The sequence below is a fragment of the Lysinibacillus halotolerans genome (assembly GCF_003711845.1).
In the GTDB taxonomy this organism is placed as follows: Bacteria; Bacillota; Bacilli; order Bacillales_A; family Planococcaceae; genus Ureibacillus; species Ureibacillus halotolerans.
Genome location: NZ_RHLQ01000015.1, coordinates 41,832 through 62,668 on the forward strand (window position 1 = coordinate 41,832; position 20,837 = coordinate 62,668).

General features: G+C 34.9%; 20 protein-coding genes and 1 riboswitch. Of the genes, 13 read left to right on the forward strand and 7 right to left on the reverse strand.

The features are described 5' to 3' along the window. The first annotated feature begins 81 nt into the window (after positions 1–81). The 5 genes from EC501_RS07820 (at position 82) to EC501_RS07840 (ending at position 7,164) form a co-directional block, all read left to right on the forward strand. Complete coding sequence (locus EC501_RS07820) at positions 82–2,883, forward strand: 2-oxoglutarate dehydrogenase E1 component (RefSeq protein ID WP_122971743.1); 2,802 nt, start codon at positions 82–84, stop codon at positions 2,881–2,883. Between the two features lie 101 nt (positions 2,884–2,984). After that, on the forward strand, positions 2,985–4,232 hold the full coding sequence (gene odhB, locus EC501_RS07825) for a 2-oxoglutarate dehydrogenase complex dihydrolipoyllysine-residue succinyltransferase (protein ID WP_122971744.1): 1,248 nt from the start codon (positions 2,985–2,987) through the stop codon (positions 4,230–4,232). 173 nt (positions 4,233–4,405) lie between these two features. Beyond that, positions 4,406–4,592: riboswitch (Lysine riboswitch) on the forward strand. A gap of 102 nt (positions 4,593–4,694) precedes the next feature. Next, positions 4,695–5,537 carry a transporter substrate-binding domain-containing protein gene (locus tag EC501_RS07830; RefSeq protein ID WP_122971745.1) on the forward strand — a complete coding sequence of 281 codons (843 nt, stop codon included), beginning with the start codon at positions 4,695–4,697 and terminating at the stop codon, positions 5,535–5,537. A gap of 142 nt (positions 5,538–5,679) precedes the next feature. After that, on the forward strand, positions 5,680–6,402 hold the full coding sequence (locus EC501_RS07835; protein ID WP_122971746.1) for an amino acid ABC transporter permease: 723 nt from the start codon (positions 5,680–5,682) through the stop codon (positions 6,400–6,402). Between the two features lie 27 nt (positions 6,403–6,429). Further along, positions 6,430–7,164 carry an amino acid ABC transporter ATP-binding protein gene (locus tag EC501_RS07840; protein ID WP_122971747.1) on the forward strand — a complete coding sequence of 245 codons (735 nt, stop codon included), beginning with the start codon at positions 6,430–6,432 and terminating at the stop codon, positions 7,162–7,164. A 33-nt stretch (positions 7,165–7,197) separates the two neighbouring features. Here EC501_RS07840 and EC501_RS07845 read toward each other — a convergent pair whose 3' ends face one another. From EC501_RS07845 to EC501_RS18720, 3 genes are all read right to left on the reverse strand, one after another. Continuing rightward, positions 7,198–7,836 carry a YitT family protein gene (locus EC501_RS07845; protein ID WP_122971748.1) on the reverse strand — a complete coding sequence of 213 codons (639 nt, stop codon included), beginning with the start codon at positions 7,834–7,836 and terminating at the stop codon, positions 7,198–7,200. Positions 7,837–8,003: 167 nt separating this feature from the next. Beyond that, positions 8,004–8,291: a YerC/YecD family TrpR-related protein gene (locus EC501_RS07850; protein WP_122971749.1), complete on the reverse strand. Its 288-nt coding sequence runs from the start codon at positions 8,289–8,291 to the stop codon at positions 8,004–8,006. 75 nt (positions 8,292–8,366) lie between these two features. Continuing rightward, a complete protein-coding gene (locus EC501_RS18720) occupies positions 8,367–8,498 on the reverse strand; it encodes a hypothetical protein (RefSeq protein ID WP_277749713.1) in 132 nt (43 codons plus the stop codon). Between the two features lie 101 nt (positions 8,499–8,599). On the opposite strand from EC501_RS18720, the gene EC501_RS07855 reads away from it, so the two are divergent. Continuing rightward, the gene (locus EC501_RS07855) at positions 8,600–8,797 is read left to right on the forward strand and encodes a DUF6501 family protein (RefSeq protein WP_122971750.1); all 198 of its coding nucleotides are present in this window, start codon (positions 8,600–8,602) and stop codon (positions 8,795–8,797) included. 78 nt (positions 8,798–8,875) lie between these two features. Here EC501_RS07855 and EC501_RS07860 read toward each other — a convergent pair whose 3' ends face one another. Together EC501_RS07860 and EC501_RS07865 are read right to left on the reverse strand one after the other, a co-directional pair. Next, positions 8,876–9,982, reverse strand: a complete 1,107-nt coding sequence (locus tag EC501_RS07860; RefSeq protein WP_158599685.1) for a toxic anion resistance protein — start codon at positions 9,980–9,982, stop codon at positions 8,876–8,878. Further along, positions 9,982–10,629: a 5-bromo-4-chloroindolyl phosphate hydrolysis family protein gene (locus EC501_RS07865; protein WP_122971752.1), complete on the reverse strand. Its 648-nt coding sequence runs from the start codon at positions 10,627–10,629 to the stop codon at positions 9,982–9,984. Before EC501_RS07865 ends, EC501_RS07860 begins: the two co-directional genes overlap by 1 nt. Before the next feature lie 348 nt (positions 10,630–10,977). Between EC501_RS07865 and EC501_RS07870 the strand changes: the two genes are divergently transcribed. Both EC501_RS07870 and EC501_RS07875 read left to right on the forward strand, forming a co-directional pair. Continuing rightward, complete coding sequence (locus EC501_RS07870) at positions 10,978–11,304, forward strand: DUF1033 family protein (RefSeq protein ID WP_277749714.1); 327 nt, start codon at positions 10,978–10,980, stop codon at positions 11,302–11,304. Positions 11,305–11,552: 248 nt separating this feature from the next. Further along, positions 11,553–11,753 carry a cold-shock protein gene (locus EC501_RS07875; RefSeq protein ID WP_036179813.1) on the forward strand — a complete coding sequence of 67 codons (201 nt, stop codon included), beginning with the start codon at positions 11,553–11,555 and terminating at the stop codon, positions 11,751–11,753. A 256-nt stretch (positions 11,754–12,009) separates the two neighbouring features. On the opposite strand, the gene EC501_RS07880 is transcribed toward EC501_RS07875, so the two are convergent. Continuing rightward, a complete protein-coding gene (locus EC501_RS07880) occupies positions 12,010–13,614 on the reverse strand; it encodes an ABC-F family ATP-binding cassette domain-containing protein (RefSeq protein WP_122971754.1) in 1,605 nt (534 codons plus the stop codon). 289 nt (positions 13,615–13,903) lie between these two features. Here EC501_RS07880 and ahlS point away from each other — a divergent pair, with 289 nt between their 5' ends. The 3 genes from ahlS (at position 13,904) to recQ (ending at position 17,799) form a co-directional block, all read left to right on the forward strand. Then, positions 13,904–14,737: an AhlS family quorum-quenching N-acyl homoserine lactonase gene (gene ahlS / locus EC501_RS07885; RefSeq protein WP_122971755.1), complete on the forward strand. Its 834-nt coding sequence runs from the start codon at positions 13,904–13,906 to the stop codon at positions 14,735–14,737. Between the two features lie 30 nt (positions 14,738–14,767). Then, positions 14,768–15,895, forward strand: coding sequence for a zinc-dependent alcohol dehydrogenase family protein (locus EC501_RS07890; protein ID WP_122971756.1), 1,128 nt, complete (start codon positions 14,768–14,770; stop codon positions 15,893–15,895). A gap of 149 nt (positions 15,896–16,044) precedes the next feature. After that, entirely contained in the window at positions 16,045–17,799 is a 1,755-nt protein-coding gene (gene recQ / locus EC501_RS07895) for a DNA helicase RecQ (protein ID WP_122971757.1), read from the forward strand. 39 nt (positions 17,800–17,838) lie between these two features. Here recQ and msrA read toward each other — a convergent pair whose 3' ends face one another. Then, positions 17,839–18,354, reverse strand: a complete 516-nt coding sequence (gene msrA / locus EC501_RS07900) for a peptide-methionine (S)-S-oxide reductase MsrA (protein WP_122971758.1) — start codon at positions 18,352–18,354, stop codon at positions 17,839–17,841. 224 nt (positions 18,355–18,578) lie between these two features. Between msrA and EC501_RS07905 the strand changes: the two genes are divergently transcribed. Next, a complete protein-coding gene (locus EC501_RS07905) occupies positions 18,579–19,526 on the forward strand; it encodes an LCP family protein (RefSeq protein ID WP_122971759.1) in 948 nt (315 codons plus the stop codon). Positions 19,527–19,605: 79 nt separating this feature from the next. Beyond that, positions 19,606–20,832 (forward strand): AI-2E family transporter, encoded by a 1,227-nt coding sequence (locus EC501_RS07910; RefSeq protein WP_122971760.1) that lies wholly within the window; start codon positions 19,606–19,608, stop codon positions 20,830–20,832. Positions 20,833–20,837: the final 5 nt, after the last annotated feature.

The window sequence follows — 20,837 nt, forward strand, 5'->3', positions numbered from 1 at the left end:
GTAGAAGAATGGTAAAATATGAAATAATATTCTAGGTAAAACAATGGAACTGCCTTAGGGCGAAATTTGGAGGTTATTCTCATGTCGAACAATGTATTATTTGCTGGTTCCCCTTGGTCAGCATTCTCTGGTCCTAACTTAGGTTATGTAATGGAGCAATATGATTTATATTTACAGTCTCCAGAACAAGTAGAACCAGAACTCGTTACCCTTTTCCAACAATTTGGTGCGCCAGTTCTTGGTGGAGAGCAAGTTGCTGTTGAAGGCGTAGCACACGAAACAGGCAATATTCAAAAAATATTTGCTGCGGTTAAATTAGCTGATGGTCTACGTTCCCACGGGCATTTAGCTGCGGATATTTACCCTTTAAAAGACCGTCAATTAGATTCTTCACGCATCGAATTATCCGCTTACGGATTAAGTGAAGCCGATCTAACTGCAATGCCAGCTTCATTATTCTTTCATAATGTCCCTGGAAGCGTTACCAACGGAAAGCAAGCAATTGACTATTTACGTGCAATTTATACTGGAAAAATTGCTTATGAATATGCTCATGTTGATGATGCAGAACGTCAATGGATTCAAGATAAAATTGAATCAGGTAAAACAACTGTAAGCTTAACTACTGAACAGAAAAAAGAGTTATTAGAAAGATTAACACGCGTTGAAGATTTCGAAAGATTTATTCATAAAACGTTCGTAGGTCAAAAACGCTTCTCAATTGAAGGTTTAGATACATTAGTTGTATTGTTAGACGAAATTGTTAAAAAAGCCGATGACGAGAAAATGAAATTTTTACAAATCGGTATGGCTCACCGAGGCCGTTTAAATGTATTAACACATGTAGTAAATAAACCTTATGACATGATGTTTGCAGACTTTGCCCATGTGCCAAATGACTATTTCTTCCCTGAAGATGGTACTTTAGAAATTTCTAAAGGTTGGACTGGTGATGTGAAATACCATATGGGAGCTACTTACACAAAAGACTCAGGAATGAAAGTGAAATTAGCTTATAACCCATCACACTTAGAAGTTGTAAGTCCAATTATTACAGGTTCAACTCGTGCTGCTCAAGAAGATACTACGAAGCCAGGTGCACCTGTTCACGATGCATCAAAAGCATTAGCGGTACTTGTACATGGTGATGCAGCATTTGCCGGGGAAGGAATCGTTCAAGAAACATTTAACTACGCGGAAACAACTGGTTTCTCAACGGGTGGTTCAATCCATATTATTTCAAATAATATGATTGGTTTTACAACAGAACATTTTGATTCTCGTTCAACTCGCTATTCTTCAGACGTGGCAAAAGGTTACGGTATTCCAGTAATTCACGTTAATGCTGACGATCCTGAAGCAGTTGTACAAGTAGCCCACTTAGCGTTTGAATATCGTCAAACCTTTGGCAAAGATATTTTAATAGACTTAATTGGATATCGTCGATTCGGTCACAACGAAACGGATGACCCAACAGTAACCAATCCTTTAACATATAAAATTGTTTCAACTCATCCTACAGTACGTGTTCTTTATGGAGAAAAATTAGCTAATGAAGGAATTCTTTCTTTAGAACAAGTGAAAAAACTGGATGAAGAAATTTACGCAGAAATGCAAGCTTCTTATGATCACGTAAAAGAAGTAGGTGCTACTAAAGGCCACTTCGAAATCGAAATGCCAGAAGAAGTGAAAAATGAATATCCAGAAGTTGAAACAAGCGTTTCAAAAGTAGATTTAAAACAAATAAATGAAGATCTTCTTGCTTGGCCTGAAAGCTTTGAACCTCAAAACAAGTTAGCAAAAATATTAAATAAACGTGTAGAAGCATTAGAAACGGATAAAATTGATTGGGGTCACGCAGAAACATTAGCATTTGCTGCAATTTTACGCGATGGTAACCCAATTCGTATTAGTGGTCAAGATGCTCAACGTGGTACGTTCTCTCAACGCCATTTAGTACTTCATGACAAAAATAATGGCGCAGAATTCGTTCCATTACACAACGTATCGGATTCAAAAGCATCATTTACTGTTTATAATTCTCCATTAACAGAGGCGGCAATTGTTGGCTTTGAATATGGTTATAATTTAGAAAATGAAAATGCTTTAACAATTTGGGAAGCTCAGTTCGGTGACTTTGCGAATATGGCCCAAATTATGTTTGATAACTTTATTTCATCTGCCCGCTCTAAATGGGGTCAAAAATCAGGATTAGTTCTTTTATTACCAAACGGAATTGAAGGACAAGGTCCGGAACATTCATCAGCTCGTATTGAAAGATATTTACAATTATCAGCTGAGAATAACTGGATTGTAGCGAACTGTTCAAATGCAGGTAACTACTTCCACTTACTTCGCCGACAAGCGAAAATGCTTGGAACTGAAGCAATCCGTCCATTAGTTATTGTTTCACCAAAATCATTACTTCGCCATCCGTTAGCTGCAGCATCTTTAGAGCAGTTATCTGAAGGGAAATTCCAAGAAGTAATTGAACAACCAGGTTTAGGTGGAAATGCGAAAAAAGTAGAACGTATTATCCTTGCTTCAGGTAAAGTAACAATTGATTTAGCAGATCGTATTCAAGATGGTAAAGGGTATGAAAACATACACATTATTCGTGTGGAACAACTATATCCTTTCCCAACACAAAAAATATCTGAAATTATTGCGAAATATCCAAATGCAAAAGAAATCGTTTGGGTACAAGAAGAACCTAAAAACCAAGGTCCTTGGAAATATGCACTTGAATATTTGCTAGACCTTGCTGATGGTAAAAAAGTGAAATATGTTGGTCGTCCTGAAATGTCTTCAACTTCTGAAGGAGACATGGATTCTCATAAAATTGCACAAGCAAAAGTTATTGACGAAGCTCTTTCTAAATAAACTTTTGATGTTAATATTCAAATAGGCTATTACATGTTAGTAGATGCATGTGTGCCTTCTATTTCAAAGGTACACATGTTTATTCAAAGGAGGATATCAAAGTGGCTGAAATTAAAGTCCCTGAATTAGCAGAATCGATTACAGAAGGTACAATTGCCCAGTGGGTAAAAAAAGTTGGAGATCATGTTGAAAAAGGCGAATTTATCGTTGAATTAGAAACTGATAAAGTTAATGCTGAAATTATTTCTGAAGAAGCTGGCGTTTTAACTCAAATCCTAGCTGAAGAAGGCGATACAGTTCTTGTAGGTCAAGTAATCGCTGTTGTTGAAGCTGGAGAAGGCGCAGCGCCAGCACCAGCTGAAGAAGCTCCAAAAGCTGAAGCTACACCAGTAGCAGCTGCACCAACACCAGCACCAGCTGCAACTCCAGTAGTAGAAGAAACTTCAAACGAACGCGTTGTTGCTTCTCCAGCAGCACGTAAATTAGCACGTGAAAAAGGCATTGATTTAGCATCAATTTCACCAGTAGATCCACAAGGTCGCGTACGTGTACAAGACGTAGCTGCTCATGGTACAGCACCTGTAGCAGCACCAGCAGCACCAGTTGTATCTACAAATGGTCCGATTGTTTTCACACCAGCAGCTGAATCTGACCGTGTAACAATTGAAAAAATGAGCCGTCGTCGTCAAACGATTGCAAAACGTTTATTAGAAGTTAAACAATCAACTGCAATGTTAACAACATTCAATGAAATTGACATGACAAACATCATGGCTTTACGTAAACGCAAACAAGAAGAGTTCGTAAAAGCAAACGATATCAAACTTGGATTTATGTCATTTTTCACAAAAGCAGTTGTTGCGGCGCTTAAAAAATATCCATACGTTAATGCACAAATCGTTGGAGATGAAATCCATTTAAATAACTTCTTTGATATCGGTATTGCGGTTTCAACTGAAGAAGGTTTAGTTGTACCAGTAGTCCGTGATGCAAATAGCAAAAACTTTGCTGAAATCGAAAAAGATATCGCAGAATTAGCGAAAAAAGCTCGCGACAAAAAATTAGGCCTAAACGACATGGCTGGTGGATCATTTACAATTACAAACGGTGGTGTATTCGGTTCATTAATGTCTACTCCTATTATGAACGGTACTCAAGCTGGTATTTTAGGTATGCACTCTATCGTTAACCGTCCAGTGGCTGTTAACGGGGAAGTGGAAATCCGCCCAATGATGTATGTAGCTCTTTCTTATGACCACCGTATTATCGATGGTAAAGATTCTGTTGGATTCTTAAAAACAGTTAAAGAGTTAATTGAAAATCCTGAAGATTTACTTTTAAATTCTTAATTATAAGGAAGCCTCTAGCGAAATTATTTTGCTAGAGGTTTTTTATATTTCGACCTTTAAAATGGAATATATAACTATATGAATATTTTATTAATCAGAATAATCAATGTTGACACAAAGATGTTAATATAGTAACATATTAATAGTAATTTAATATTAAAACCTCACGTTACGAGTGGGGTAGAGGCGCGATATTTATTAGTTTTTCATGGAGCTTAGAGCAAAGCAATGATATGGAAAATAGGAAATGTCGCCGAAGTGTGTAAGTAGGCTCTCTACTTCATGCTGGGTCTGCAGTGAATAATTGCAGGACTGTCTCAGATGGAGTTTCCCAACCATCTGAGGGGTGCTATCTCAATCGGGAGCGTAAGAGGATTTGGGCTTTTCTATTCAAGCGACCTAAGTTCATCTTAGGTCGCTTTTTGCGTTATAAGCTCGAAAAAAGTAAAAGGAGAGAGAAAGATGTCGAAAAAAATTACATTATTAATGACGACTTTATTAGCAGTCATTTTACTTGCTGCATGTGGCAGTTCTGAGGAAGGTACTTCATCATCCTCTTCAAAGGAAGATAGCGATGTATTAAAAGTAGGTTTAGAAGCTGGTTATGCACCGTTTAACTGGACACAACAGGATGATTCAAACGGAGCAGTTAAAATTGAAGGTTCTGAAGAATATGCTGGTGGCTATGATGTAGAAATTGCAAAACGTGTTGCCGATGCATTAGGGAAAAAATTAGTGATTGTTAAAACAGAATGGGATGGGCTACTTCCAGCATTAGAATCAGGTGTAATTGATGCCATTATCGCAGGTATGAGTCCAACCGATGAACGTAAAAAAGTCATTGATTTTACAGAAAACTATTACACTAGTGAACTCGTTATCGTTACAAAAGCTGGTGGAAAATATGCCAATGCGAAAACATTAGCGGATTTTGCAGGTGCTAAAATCACTTCTCAGTTAAACACAACAAATTATGAAGTAATCGATCAAATTCCAGATGTACAAAAAGAAACAGCGATGGAAAGTTTCTCTCATATGCGAGTTGCATTGGAATCTGGAGTAATTGACGGCTATGTTGCTGAAAGACCAGAGGCAGTATCTTCGACTGCTGCAAATGAAAACTTTGTATATGTAGAGTTGGAAGATGGTTTTGAAACGAAAGAAGAGGATACAGCCGTTGCAATTGGTCTTAAAAAAGGCGATGAAAATTTAGAAGCAATTAATGAAACATTAAAATCCATTTCTGAAGAAGAACGCAAACAGCTAATGGATGAAGCAATTGCAAATCAACCTGCAGCAAAATAATTTTCACATAGTAGCACTGGTCGAATTATCCGGCCAGTGGCTCTATTTTTTCAAACAGAGAAATAGATAAGGCAAGATGATTTTACTATCGAAACTTCAATTATGATATGTTCGATTTTCTAAAATATTTAGGAGGATATTTATGAGTTTAGATATTATACTCTCAATTCTAGAAGAGAATTGGCCAAGTTATTTACGTGGCGCATATATGACGTTAGTCATTGCTATTATTAGTACAATTATTGGTGCTCTTATCGGATTGTTTATCGGTGTTATGCATACGATACCCCTTCGTAAGAAATCGATAAAATCTGTTATTTTAAAAGTATTCAATTTCATATTAACAGTTTATGTGGAAATTTTCCGTGGTACACCAATGATTGTACAAGCAATGGTTGTTTTCTATGGTTTAGCTGCTTACGGATTAGAATTGGATCGCTTTGTTGCTGCCCTTGTCGTTGTCGGATTAAATACAGGTGCTTACATGGCTGAATATGTTCGTGGTGGGATTGCATCAATTGATAAAGGTCAATATGAAGCAGCTGAATCGATTGGAATGAGTCATTTTCAAACGATGCTTCATGTTATTTTACCCCAAGTTTTCCGAAATATTTTACCTGCAACGGGTAACCAATTCATTATGAATATTAAAGACTCTGCGGTATTAAGTGTAATTAGTGTAACGGAACTATTTTTTACGACAAAATCGATTGCCGGTGCAAACTTCCGCTTTGCAGAATCTTACGTTATAACATGTGTCATCTATTTAATCATGACATTAACCGCTACATTTATATTACGTTATATCGAACGAAAAATGGATGGCAAAAATGCCTATAAAGTAGAACAAAAACAAACGATTTAAAATCTTATCGCGTAAGGAGTAAACAAGATGGAAAAAGTAATTGAAATCAAACATCTAAATAAATCATTTGGTAACAATGAAGTTTTACGCGATGTGAACTTTTCAGTTTCGAAAGGTGAAGTGGTCTGTTTAATCGGTTCATCAGGTTCTGGAAAATCCACGCTACTTCGTTGTATTAATTTATTAGAAACGCCAACGGCTGGCGATATTATATATAATGGTACGAATATTTTAAATGATCAACATGACATTAAACGCTACCGTACCCATTTAGGAATGGTATTCCAACAATTTAATCTTTTTGATAATCATAATGTTTTAAGCAATTGTATTATTGGACAACAAAAAGTATTAAAACGAACAAAAGAAGAAGCAAAAAGAAACGCTTTAAATTATTTATCTGTTGTTGGAATGGAGAAATATGTTAATGCGAAACCGCGACAATTATCTGGTGGACAAAAGCAACGGGTAGCAATTGCTCGAGCGCTATCGATGGATCCGGAAGTAATGTTATTCGATGAACCAACATCTGCGCTAGATCCTGAAATGGTAGGAGAAGTTTTAAAGGTAATGCGTAAATTAGCAGATGAAGGTAGAACGATGCTTATCGTAACCCATGAAATGGAGTTTGCTCGAGAAGTATCGGACCGGATTGTTTTTATGGATAAAGGGGTTATTGTGGAAGAAGGTCCTCCTGAACAAGTATTAGTTAACCCATCTCAAGAAAGAACGAAAGAATTTTTAAAACGAACATTAAAATAATCGATGCGGGGCGATCCAAAATGGATTGCCCCTTTATTGTTGTAGTACTGGCATTTCAGTTAATTCATTTTCCTTTGTTAACTGTTCTTTAACTTCATCTCTATTCATTTTTTCATCTATCCGCTTTTTAAATATGGAAACGATAACTGACACAATAAATGCGGAAACGGAAGAATAAATGAAACCAATCCATCCTATTGAATATAAAGTTGTTAAAATGATGAAAAGGTCAGAAATGAATAATGTCTTTCCTGGATCCCATTGAAATTTTCTTTGTAAATAGAGTGATAAAATACTTGTTCCACCAAGGGATGATTTATTAAGGAACAAAAGGAGTACCCCGCAACCGACGATGACACTACCAACAATAACGCCAATCCAAGTAGGAATTGAGATTTCAGGCATTACCATCTCAGTTATATAGGACAATATACTAAGGATGGCAATGGCAAGGACAGTGGATAACGTAAACTGTAAACCTAGTTTTTTAATAGATAGGATAAAAAAAGGGATGTTCACTATCATATAGGTAATGGGAAAGATTAGATCAATCCAATAGGAAATGCTTAGTGCTAAACCAATCGATCCTCCTGTGCCAACATGAGCACTATGTAAAATAAAAACGCCAATGTTCACTATAAAGCAGCCTAAAAAAAGTTGTAAAAATCGCATAGATGTTTCCTCTCTAAATGATGTTTTTTGTCAAACTTTGTAACTTATCGTATAAATCGTATTATAAAAAAATTTAAGCTGCAATCGTTCCATGTAACGCGTTGAAACTTTAAATGGCTAAAGTGATTTATAGCTTCAAAACAAAAAGAGTCCTAGATTAGAACTCTTCATTGGGCTGAACTATTTATTCGATTTAATATACATTTCAAATGCTGGTTATGTAAAACTTTTCTAACTCGAGAAATCGTTTTATAAGTTGCATATGTTAATTCTTCTATTTCTTCGTAAGTATGTCCGTTTAATAACAAACGAGCGACTTCCAACCTTTGTGCAAAGGCTAGAATTTCTTTTTGTGTACATAAATCGTTAAAAAAATCTTCGCATTCTTCCATTGTTCGTAATGCGAGAAATGCCTTCATTAATTGTTCGGTTTTATAATCATACAAATTGTCCATTCATAACCTCCAATGGTAGACGTAAATTCATTATTTCTAAATAAACTTGAAAGTAAATGAATAGATTAAATAATATTAACTTCTAGAATTCCATTCAGAAATAATAATAAAGACAATGGCAAAAATAATAACAATCATAAAAAACCAACTTGGAACACCACTGAAAGACAAATCGATCACCTCTTCAAATAATGTAACATTTTTCATGATTTTCATACAATGGAGAACGAAAAATTCCACAAATGAATCGAAATCGTTTAAAATAGAAAAGAAAATAAAAGTAGGTCAGTTTAAAGTGAGGTAAAATGATGTTAAATTTAAAATGGAAAGATGCACCAACAATTCGCAAAGTAAAATGCGTCAATACAAATGCTGAAAAATACTTAGTATCCAATGTGTTAACAGTAGGGAAAGAGTACGAAGTGAAAAATGAAACTGAGGAATTTATCTTTGTCATCGATAACACTGGTAATGTTGGTGGCTATTATAAAGATTATTTTGAATAATGTACATTACAAAAGCACGATTGTTTTTTTAACGAAACAATCGTGCTTTATTATATAAAGGGGAGAAGAATCTTAGTATTATGAATGAATGTCCGGAAGTTTTGCTTCGATTGTCGCCTTTTGTTCATTGCTAATCGCTTGTACCCGTAATGTTTCTTCGATAGATTCGATTAATTGGTATTGTGTTTGTTTAAAGGAATCAATTTCTTCATGGGTAATTGGTTTCTCTTTGTTTTGGCCAGATGCTTCAATTATTTTAGCATTTTTCCGTAACATTTGTTCTGAAGTATCCATTAATCTGCGACTAGCAGATTCAGCACGCTGCTGTCGACTTAAACTAATCAACATTGCAATTTGTGTTTGCCATAAAGGAATCGTCGTCATGACCGATGCTTGAATTTTTTCCATTAACATTTGGTTCGTTTGTTGGATTAAACGAATTTGAGGTGCTGTTTGTATAGCAATTTCTCTAGAAATTTGTAAATCATATATTTTTTTATCCAACCATTCAATCGAACTTTTTAAATCATTTAAAAGCTGTTGATCCATTGGGTTAGCGGAAGTACTTGCTTTTTTCTCTAATTGAGGTAAATCGTGATTTAGTAAATCCTTTTTTTTCATTTCTCCAGCTGCAATAAACAGATTTATCCGGTGAAAATAATCTTCATTTAAATCAAACAAGTCATTTAACAATTTCATATCTGCCAACAAACCCTTTTGAGCATGTTGCAATTGAATACTTAAACGATCAATTTGTTTACTTAACCGATTATATTGGGTCGCAATTTCTTGTAACGAAGTTTTTGGCTGATTAAATAATTTTCTGAAGAAGCCTTTGTTTTTTTCAATTAAATCATCTGGATTCACTTTCTCTAAATGTTGCATTAATTTAAATAAAATTTCCCGAATAGGTGAGGTATCATTCCGTTGAACAGAAACTAACATATTATGGGTGAAGTTTTTTAGTTTTTGTTGAACTTCCTCACCAAAACGAAGGACATTTTCATATTGTGAAACGTCCAATTGGCTTGCTATTAACAATGCTTCCGATTGCTGGTCCCTATTTAAGGTATTAAAAGTGGGTGTATCAACCGAATAATCATGACGAATCGTCACATCAAAAAAAGAGCTTCCATTCTTTGAAAACTCTTCAAATGGATTAATGGCGCTCTTTTTTTCCGACACTATTTGTCACCTCTAAGTTCTATTTGCCTTTGCTGTTTTGCATTTTCAAACTTTACATAATCTAGTTCGATTTTTAAGTTTTCTAAATCCGATTCAAGGGCAGATTTTAAATCGTTTTCCATTGTTTCATGTAAGCCCTTTAATGTTCGACGTGTATCTTCTAAAGTAAGGTGTATTTCAGAATCTTTTACTTGTTGCTGAGATAACATGGAATAGTTTTCAGTTAACTGTACAGCAGATGGTAAATGGGAGTAGAAGAAATCTTCTACAGAATAAAATTTCCTCGGGTTCATTTGCACGATATTTATGATTCGTTTCGATATTTTTGTCATTTCATTTAACAATTTAAATGAACGTACTGACCGAACTTGAATAAACTGTTGTGTTAAAGAATGAAGATGTGATTTTGCCTTTTTAATTTGCATAGCAATTTGTTTATATTCAGAGCGGGAAATACCGAGCTCTTTGCATTTTTTTCTAATTTGAAAGGATTTGATCCCTTTATTACTTAAATAATAGGCAGCTATTGTAATAATTGGCACGAACAACATGCCCAAATCAAAATTAACTACGGTTATAATAAATACTGTAAAACTAGATAAAAAGTTGAATGCATGTCTAGTTATAAAATTCATAGCACCAAGCATAGTCGTACCTCCTTCATCTTATAAATGTATTACGTAAATGGTTTGTATAAAGTTTCAAAGTAAGTGTATTTTGTTTTGAAATAGATTCATTTTAAAGTTTCCACATTGCTAAAAAAGTAAAAGAATATTTTATACTTTTTATTATAGTATAACCATTTTAAACTTTACAAAAGATAGAACAACGAATACGAATTATCAGTTGTCCATAGCTTAATGGAGAATTGAAGTATGGATATTCTAAATAGTGAAAAGCAAACAATAAAGTCGAGACTTCAACTTTCAGAACAATAAAATTTCTTTTTTATACAAATTTTGTATCTTCTAAACGCTTCCGGTAGACATTTTCCATTGCATTCACTAAAATACATACTAATAGAAGGAAAGGATCGTCGTGCAGTGTATCAACTCATTTATATGAAGGCAGATTATGAACCATGGTGGAAATTTGAAGGTTGGGAATCCAATATTGTATTAACAAAACAATTTCAAACAGAAGCTGAATTGAAAAAGGGATTACAAGAAATGTTACAAGATTTCAGAAGTCGATATGAACATGAAGCAAATAAAGAAGGCGTATATTATGCCTTTTGGACAGATGAAGAGCGGGAATATTGTGATGCTTGTGATGATGATATACAAATTTATCATGGTATAATTGTGGAAAAATCGGTTTAAAATATTGTATAACCGATCAATTGACAGAAATAAAAGAAAAATGCGAAAAAAAGTGCATTTAATGTTTGACAAATTGTAATATGATGGTATACTTTAAGTAACAATAAAATTGCTAGGCCGGGTACAAATGATTCACATATTACAAAGAGTGATCGGTGTAAAGTCGGTACTCTTCGTAATATGTGAATTTTTTATTTCGGTAAAACAATCACATATTGTTAACATTTATTTTTTGGAGGTTTTCTTAAATGAAACAAGGTACAGTAAAATGGTTTAACTCAGAAAAAGGTTTTGGATTCATCGAAGTTGAAGGTGAAAACGACGTATTCGTACACTTCTCAGCTATTCAAGGTGAAGGTTTCAAAACACTTGACGAAGGTCAAAAAGTGGAATTCGAGGTTGTTGATGGTAACCGCGGACCACAAGCTGCTAACGTTGTAAAACTTTAATTATTACTAATTAAATGAGACCGTTAATCTGAGGCATCCCTAAATTTAGGGATGCCTCTTTATTTTGTTTTAAAAGAAGGAAGAGTAGGGCTCAATATTTTCTTTTTAACAATAATTATATTATGTTAACAAAATATTTAACTGGATTTCGTGAGAACTTATCACGCTATTAAAATAACAATAATTTTATTATGTAAACTTATTACATAAAAATAGACCACAAACTAAAGGGAAGTTTGTGGTCTATTAGTAAAAATTAATTAATTCCTTGAGCTTCTTTCCACTCTAAGAACTCATCGTAAGTTAGCTGTTTATCTAAAATTGAACCATCTTCTTGAATTTCAATAACGCGGTTGGCGATGGTTTGAATAAATTGATGGTCATGGGATGTGAAAATCATCGCACCTTTGAAACGAATTAATCCTTCATTTAAAGCTTGAATCGATTCAAGGTCAAGGTGGTTTGTAGGTTCATCTAAAAGAAGTACATTCGCATTGGAAAGCATCATTTTAGATAACATACAACGCACTTTTTCTCCCCCTGAAAGGACAGAAGGGGATTTTTTCACTTCTTCACCAGAGAACAACATACGACCTAAGAAGCCACGTAAAAATGATTCAGTCTCATCGTCAGGTGAATATTGACGTAACCATTCTACAAGTGATTTTTCTGTTCCTTGGAAGTATTGATCGTGATCAAGTTCAAAATAACTTTGAGTAGTTGTGACACCCCATTTGAACGAACCACTATCAGCAGGGCGACGTTCCATTAAAATGTCCATTAATGCCGTTTTTGCAATTGGATTCCCAATTAAAATAATTTTATCTTCTTTATTCATTGTAAAACGTACATCTTTAAATAACGTTTCCCCATCTTGCGTCGCTGTTAAGCCATCAACAGTTAATACGTCATTACCGATTTCACGCCCAATTTGGAAGTTAATGAAAGGATATTTACGGCTAGAAGGTTTAATATCTTCTAGTTCAATTTTCTCTAACATTTTTTTACGTGAAGTTGCTTGGCTAGATTTCGAAGCATTAGCAGAGAATCGAGCAACGAAGGCTTGTAATTCTTTAATTTTTTCTTCTTTTTTCTTATTTTGGTCTTGTGCCATTTTAAGTGCTAATTGACTAGATTCATACCAGAAATCATAGTTACCAACGTAAAGTTGGATTTTCCCAAAGTCAAGATCTGCGATGTGCGTACACACTTTATTTAAGAAGTGACGGTCATGGGAAACGACAATAACTGTATTTTCAAAGTTAATTAAAAACTCTTCTAACCATTTAATTGCTTTTAAATCTAAATGGTTAGTAGGCTCATCTAGTAATAAGACATCTGGCTTACCGAATAAAGCTTGGGCAAGTAATACTTTTACTTTATCCGAACCTTCTAGTTCAGCCATCTTCATGTAATGAAGATCATCACCAATACCTAAACCGTTTAATAATGTGGCAGCTTCTGAATCTGCTTCCCAACCGTTTAAGTCTGCGAATTCTCCTTCTAATTCAGCAGCACGCATACCGTCTTCATCAGAGAAATCTTCTTTCATATAAATCGCATCTTTTTCAACTTTCACTTCCCAAAGACGTTTATTCCCCATGATAACTGTATCAAGGACGTTGAATTCATCGTATTCGAAGTGATTTTGTTTAAGGACGGAAAGACGTTCATCTTTCCCCATTGAAACATGACCTTCTTGGGGTTCAATATCCCCAGATAAGATTTTAAGAAATGTTGATTTACCAGCACCATTTGCACCGATTAAACCATAACAGTTTCCAGGTGTGAATTTAATATTTACGTCTTCAAATAGTTTACGATCGCCATAACGAAGACCTACATTACTAACTTGGATCATGTAAGCTCCTCCTTTTATTGTTATTCAGTTTCAAATTGTTTTTAAAAGTGATGTTCTATTTTCTCTTTTGTACACAATGTTTCTATTATAACACGTAGTATGAATATTTTAAACAATGAACGTGTTTAGAATAAATTATTTACTTTCCATTTTCTAAACGAATAGGGAGTACTATCCGTTATACTGTTCCGCATATGATTTTATGTTGATAGGTTGTCCTAGTCTTAAAAACAAAGTCATATAGATTTGCTTTCTAACTAGATGAGGAAAAGAATTGGAGGAATGGAGAATGTGTAACAAAAAAGTGTATGTGCTGGATACAGGTACGATGAAGATGGATAAAAACTATATGATTGCGATGCATAATCCTGCAAGTATTGACAATCCAAACCCGCCAGCTGAGTTTGTTGAATTTCCAATTTATGCGGTGTTAATAGATCACCCAGAAGGGAAAATTCTTTTTGATACTGGATGCAATCCTGATGGCATGGGGGAAAATGGACGTTGGCCAGAAGGGGTTCAAAAATTATTCCCTACTTTTGCTAGCGAGGAATGTTATTTAATTAACCGTTTAGAGCAATTAAAAGTGAGTCCGAAAGATATTAAATATGTCGTTGCTTCCCACCTTCATTTGGATCATGCGGGTTGTTTAGAACTATTTACAAATGCAGAAATTATCGTACATGATTCAGAATTATCCAACGTGATGAAAATGTTTGCGATGTCACGGGATATGGGTGCCTATATATGGGGAGATGTAATGGCATGGATTCAACATGATTTACGTTGGCGTACGATTAAACCATATGAAAAAGAAGTGACCCTTGTAGAGGGGATTAAAATCATTAATTTTGGACCTGGACATGCTTATGGGTTATTAGGGCTTCATATCGAGCTGCCTGGCGCGGGTAATTTATTGCTTGCTTCTGACGCCCTTTATACGGCTGAAAGTTTTGGCCCTCCTGTTAAACCCCCTGGAATTTTATATGATTCCGTCGGCTACAACGCAACAGTAGAATACATTCGGAAATATGCAAATGAATATAATTCAACGATTTGGTTTGGTCACGATGCAAATCAATTTAAAACATTGATTAAATCGACGGAAGGTTATTATGAATAACTAAATAATAGTCAAAAGGGGAGAGGTCATTTGAAAATTAAATCAGCTATACTAAGATCTTCCGGTGTAGCACAACCTTATACGAAAAGTAAACCAATCCAAATTGAAACGGTTGAACTTGATCCTCCTGAAAAAGGGGAAGTGCTAGTAAAAATAAAAGCGGCAAGTTTGTGCCATTCTGATTTGTCAGTAATCAACGGTAGTAGACCACGTCCATTGCCAATGGCACTCGGTCATGAAGCTTCAGGTATAGTGGAGCAAGTAGGAGAAGGGGTAACGAATTTTTCACCTGGAGATAAAGTGATTTGCATTTTTGTTCCTAGTTGTGGTCATTGTATCCCTTGTTCAGAAGGAAGACCTGCCCTTTGTGAGCCAGGTGCTGCGGCAAATGGAAGAGGCACGTTAATTGGCGGAGGCATTCGTATTCATACTGAAACAGAGGATATTGCTCACCATATTGGAGTATCCGCCTTTTCGGAATATGTCGTTGTATCGGAAAACTCCTTAGTTAAAATAGAAGAGGATTTACCATTTGAAAAATTAGCCTTATTCGGTTGTGCAGTTATTACGGGTGTCGGTGCAGTTGTGAATACAGCGAATATTAAACTTGGCAGTACTGTTGCGATTGTTGGATTAGGTGGAATTGGTTTAAGTGCATTAATTGGAGCAATTGCTTCCGGTGCCAGAGAAATTATTGCGATTGATATTAATGAAAATAAGCTAAAACAAGCATTGAAATTTGGTGCAACCGCTGTATTTAATTCAAAGGATGAAAATATCAGTGAAAAGGTAAAAAACTATTCGAATGGGGGAGTCGATTATGCCTTTGAAACAGCTGGGGTAGTAGCAGCAATGGACGTTGCCTATGCTGTTACAAAACGAGGAGGCACAACAACAACGACGGGATTACCCCATCCGGAGCATAAATTTGCTTTTCCTTATGTATCGTTAACAGCTGAAGAAAAGACTATTAAAGGTTCTTATGTTGGCAGTTGTGTTCCGAAACGGGATATACCACGTTTCATTCAAATGATGAAGCAAGGTCGATTACCCGTGGATCGTTTAGTATCCAATATTATTTCACTAGAAGAAATTAATGAAGGTTTCGATTTGCTTGCTACAGGGGATTCATCTCGAATTATAATAAAAATGGACTAACATTTTACTAATAGGAAAAAAATCGATTAAAACTACTGTTAAACCTATTAGGACAGTAGTTTTTTTATTTTACATATCGTTTTCGTTTTTTGTCAGCGCCATCTATCAATAGTATACTGTTCTTTATGATGTAAAAAGAGGGGTATGACATGTTGCAGCAAGCAGTTCAAGTATTAAAAAATTATTTCGGATATGATTCCTTTCGTATCGGTCAACAACAAGTAATCGAAAATGTTTTAAATAAGCGTGATACATTATGTGTTATGCCAACAGGTGGGGGTAAGTCCCTTTGTTATCAGGTTCCTGCCCTTTGTTTTGAAGGAACGACGATCGTCATATCACCACTTATTTCTTTAATGAAAGACCAGGTCGATTTATTACATAGTAATGGCATACAAGCAGCCTATATAAATAGTTCTTTAACGTTTAGTCAGATGGATCAAGTGATGGAAGACGTAGAAAAGGGACTCGTCAAGCTGCTGTATATTGCTCCAGAACGTTTAGAAAATGAATCTTTTCGTCAAAAATTAGCTAGACTTTCAGTTCCTTTTATAGCGATAGATGAAGCCCACTGTATTTCCCAATGGGGTCATGATTTTCGTCCAAGTTATCGAACGATTGCATCCCTTTTAAACCTATGGGAAGTTAAACCGACAGTCATTGCTTTAACGGCAACGGCTACTCCTACTGTTAGTCAGGACATTTGTTCTTTATTAAACATAAAACAGGATGATACATTCATCACTGGTTTTGAAAGGGATAATTTATCATTTAAAGTACTCGTAGGGGAAAATAGAGAACGCTTCATCAAACAATATGTGAAAAATAATTCAAACGAGGTAGGAATTATTTATGCCGCTACGAGAAAATCCGTTGAAGCAGTATATGATTCGTTATTAAAGTTAGGAATACGGGTCGCAAAATATCATGGTGGTATGGGAGAGAAGGAAAGAACGGTAGAGCAAAATCGGTTTTTACAAGATGAAGTGCAAGTAATGGTTGCGACGAATGCCTTTGGAATGGGGATTAATAAAACGAATGTTCGTTTTGTTATTCATTATCAAATGCCTCGAAACATGGAAAGTTATTATCAAGAAGCGGGGCGAGCGGGGCGCGATGGTTTACCAAGTGAATGTATTTTATTATATAGCTCGTCAGATGAACAAACACAACGGTTTTTAATTGACCAATCCCAAGATCGGTCACGCATTCCATTAGAACTTGAGAAACTTCAAAGTATGGTGGATTACTGTCATACTGAAAATTGTTTACAGTCCTACATTGTGCAATATTTCGGAGAGAAGGAATCGAAAGATTGTGGACAATGTAGCCATTGTACCGATGAACGTCCAAAAACAGATGTTACGAAGGATGCACAAAAGGTCCTTTCTTGTGTCGTTCGAATGGGTCAAAAATTTGGGAAAACAATTACTGCTCAAGTTTTAGCAGGTTCCCGCAATAAAAAAATCGAAAACTTTAAAGGATTGTCTACCTTTGGTATTTTAAAAAATATGAATGCCAAGGAAATTTCAAATTTCATAGAGTTTTTAATTTCTGAAAGATTGTTGTTAGTTCAACCGGGTCAATATCCGACTATTTATGTATCCGATGAGGGGAAAGAAGTATTGCTCGGCAAAAGAAAGGTTTGGCGTCGGGTGAAAATTGAACAAACGGTTATTAAAAGAGATGATCCGTTGTTTGAACATTTGCGCGCTGTTCGAAAAGAAATAGCAGAACAAGAAGGGGTTCCTCCATTTGTCGTATTCTCAGATAAAACATTAAAAGATATGTGTGATAAGAAACCAATCGATGAACAAACGTTCTTAGAGGTAAGTGGAGTAGGTCAAAACAAGCTGGAACGTTATGGCACAATATTTATTAATGCAATTAAAGAATTTCACTAAACAAAAAACCGACAAATGTTAAATTTGCCGGTTTTTTTACTATTTCCAATGTTGATTAATAAATTCATCCCGACCTGATTTTTCCCGGTCTTCTTTATAATGATTAGGCTCTTTTTTATAATAATCTTGATGATAATCTTCCGCTTCATAAAACGTGGAAGCTTCTAAAATTTTCGTTACAATTGGTTTTTTAAAGCGACCGCTGTCAGCTAATTGTTGTTTTGAAATTTCTGCCAATTTTTGCTGTTCTTCTGAATGATAAAATATCGCTGTTTTATAAGACTCTCCTCGATCATGGAACTGTCCACCGTCATCTGTTGGATCGATTTGCATCCAATAGATTTCAAGAAGTTTTTCATATGGAAAAACAACAGGGTCAAATTCAATTTGAACAACTTCTAAATGCCCCGTATCACCTTTCTTAACTTGTTCGTATGTAGGGTTTTCTACTGTGCCACCCATATAACCAGAAGTTACTTTATGTATGCCATCCCATTCTACAAATGGTTTCACCATACACCAAAAACAACCACCTGCAAATGTTGCTTTTTCCATAAAATGACGCCTCCAATGCTTAAAATAAATAGTATTGTACCATGATAGATAGAATGAAACAATTTTAACATTATTCAATCAATCTCACAAACGACTAGCTTTGACTAATAAATATGGTTAAATTTAAGATTTCTTTTTTTGGTCATAGTATAATATGGTAAAAACAAATCTTTTTTTGAACATACTGTTTATTTATTGCGTTTTTGAAGGGGAGTGTAAATAAGATGGATGAGCAACAAACACATGAAACAAGACAAACTCGATATAAAAAAAGAAAACTACGAAAGGGACGAGTTTTCTTTACATTCATATTATTACTATTAATCGTTATAGCAGCATACTCTATTTTCCAGTATCGAAGTGGCCTTAAGTTGGCTGGCGAAACGAAACTACCGGAAGAGGAATTTGTACCCGATGAGGCAATGGAAAACATTGAAAATTATTTAATCGTTGGTGTTGACAGTAGAGGGGAAGAAAAGTCCCGTTCCGATACGATGATGGTCCTTTCTTGGAACAAGGATACAAATGATTTAAAATTAGTATCCTTTATGCGGGATATTTATGCAGATATACCAGGTTATAAATCTTATAAATTAAATACGGCCTATTATTTAGGTGGTGTCCAACTATTAAAAGATACATTAAACTCTATGTTTGATGTACCAATTCACCATTATGCGTTAATTGATTTTAAAAGTTTCGAAGCAATGATTGATATTTTAGCTCCCGATGGAATTGAAATGGATGTTGAAAAAGACATGTCTGCTCATATTGGGGTAACTTTAACAAAAGGTATCCAAAAGCTAAATGGTAAAGAACTACTTGGCTATGCGCGGTTCCGACATGATGCGGAAGGGGATTTTGGACGTGTAGAGCGCCAACAAAAAGTGATTGAAGCGTTAAAAGAAGAAATTCTATCACCGAAAAATGTTGGTAACATACCGAAATTAGTAGGAGCTGCGAAAGGCTATGTGACAACTGATTTAACAACGGGAGAGGAGTTAAAAACGGTTCTATCTATTGTTGCAGGTGGAGGGTTAGAAATAGAAAAGATGACAATCCCAGTAGAAGGAACTTATAGCTATAATTCCTATAGCGATGCTGGCGATGTGATAGAAATTGATACGGAAGAAAATAAACAATTGCTACATGATTTTTTAAAGCTGGAATAGGAGTAAATTCTTCCAAAAAATATTATAAATGATAAAATAAAAGTAATTATAAATTTTCATAGGTTGACGGGGTGGTTTTTTGGAAAGAGAAAAAGGTTATGAGGATCGTTTATTACGGAATAAAACATCTTTCTTCCAATCAAGATTTATTCGTTTTTTAGGTGGAAAGAATCTATTATTCCTTCTTATTTCATTACTATTAGTTGGTTGTATCGTATTTATATTTGATAAAGTTTCGTTTATTTTTTACCCCCTTCAAGTATTATTTGAAGTTGTTATCTTACCGGGTGTGCTAGCGATTATTGGGTATTATTTATTAAGACCTTTTGTACGTTTAGCAGAAAAAAGCGGTAAAGGAAAAGTTCCTCGTGGCCTTGTTATATTAATACTGTATGTCATTGTGGCAGCACTCATGACATTACTAGCTCTTATCGTATATCCATTTTTACGAGATCAATTTATGAATTTAATTCAAGAATTTCCAATTTATTTTATGGCGTTAATCGAAAATATTGTGACGTATTTAAATAATTCGAAATTTGATGAACTGTTCACAAGATTCAATTTCGATTACGATGCTGTTTTAATGAATGTGACAAATGATCTTGTTTCTACAATGAAAGATACTTTTGCAAATGTTGCTTCAACACTTGCTTCAGGGATAACAGGATTTGTATCAACATTAACAGGGATTTTATTATCACTAGTTACAGTTCCGTTCATATTATTTTATTTACTTTATGAAGGTGAAAAGCTACCGAAATTTATTTTACGTTTGTTCCCACCTCGAGCTCGAAATGAAGTTGGACAAGTAATGAAAGAAATGGATAAGCAAGTAAGTTCTTATATATTAGGACAAATACTCGTTTCCATTTGTATCGGTGTGATGATGACCATCGGATTTTTAATCATCGGATTAGATTACGCCTTCTTATTAGGTATTTTAGCGATGATTACAAGTGTCGTACCTTATTTAGGTCCTGCTATTGCCATTACACCAGCCCTTGTCATTGCGATTGTTAACTCACCATTTATGTTAGTGAAATTAATTATCGTATGGACGATTGTCCAATTAGTTGAAGGGAAATTTATTACGCCTAATATTATGGGGAAATCCCTTTCCGTTCATCCAATTACAATTATCTTCGTACTATTAACAGCAGGATCCTTATTTGGAGTTGCAGGGGTAATTTTAGGTATACCTGGTTATGCCTTATTTAAAGTGTTAGTAAGCCATTTATTTAGTCTGTTGAAAAGACGATATAACCGTTTTGAACAGGATCCAGAAAACAAATATGAAAGTTAAACAAA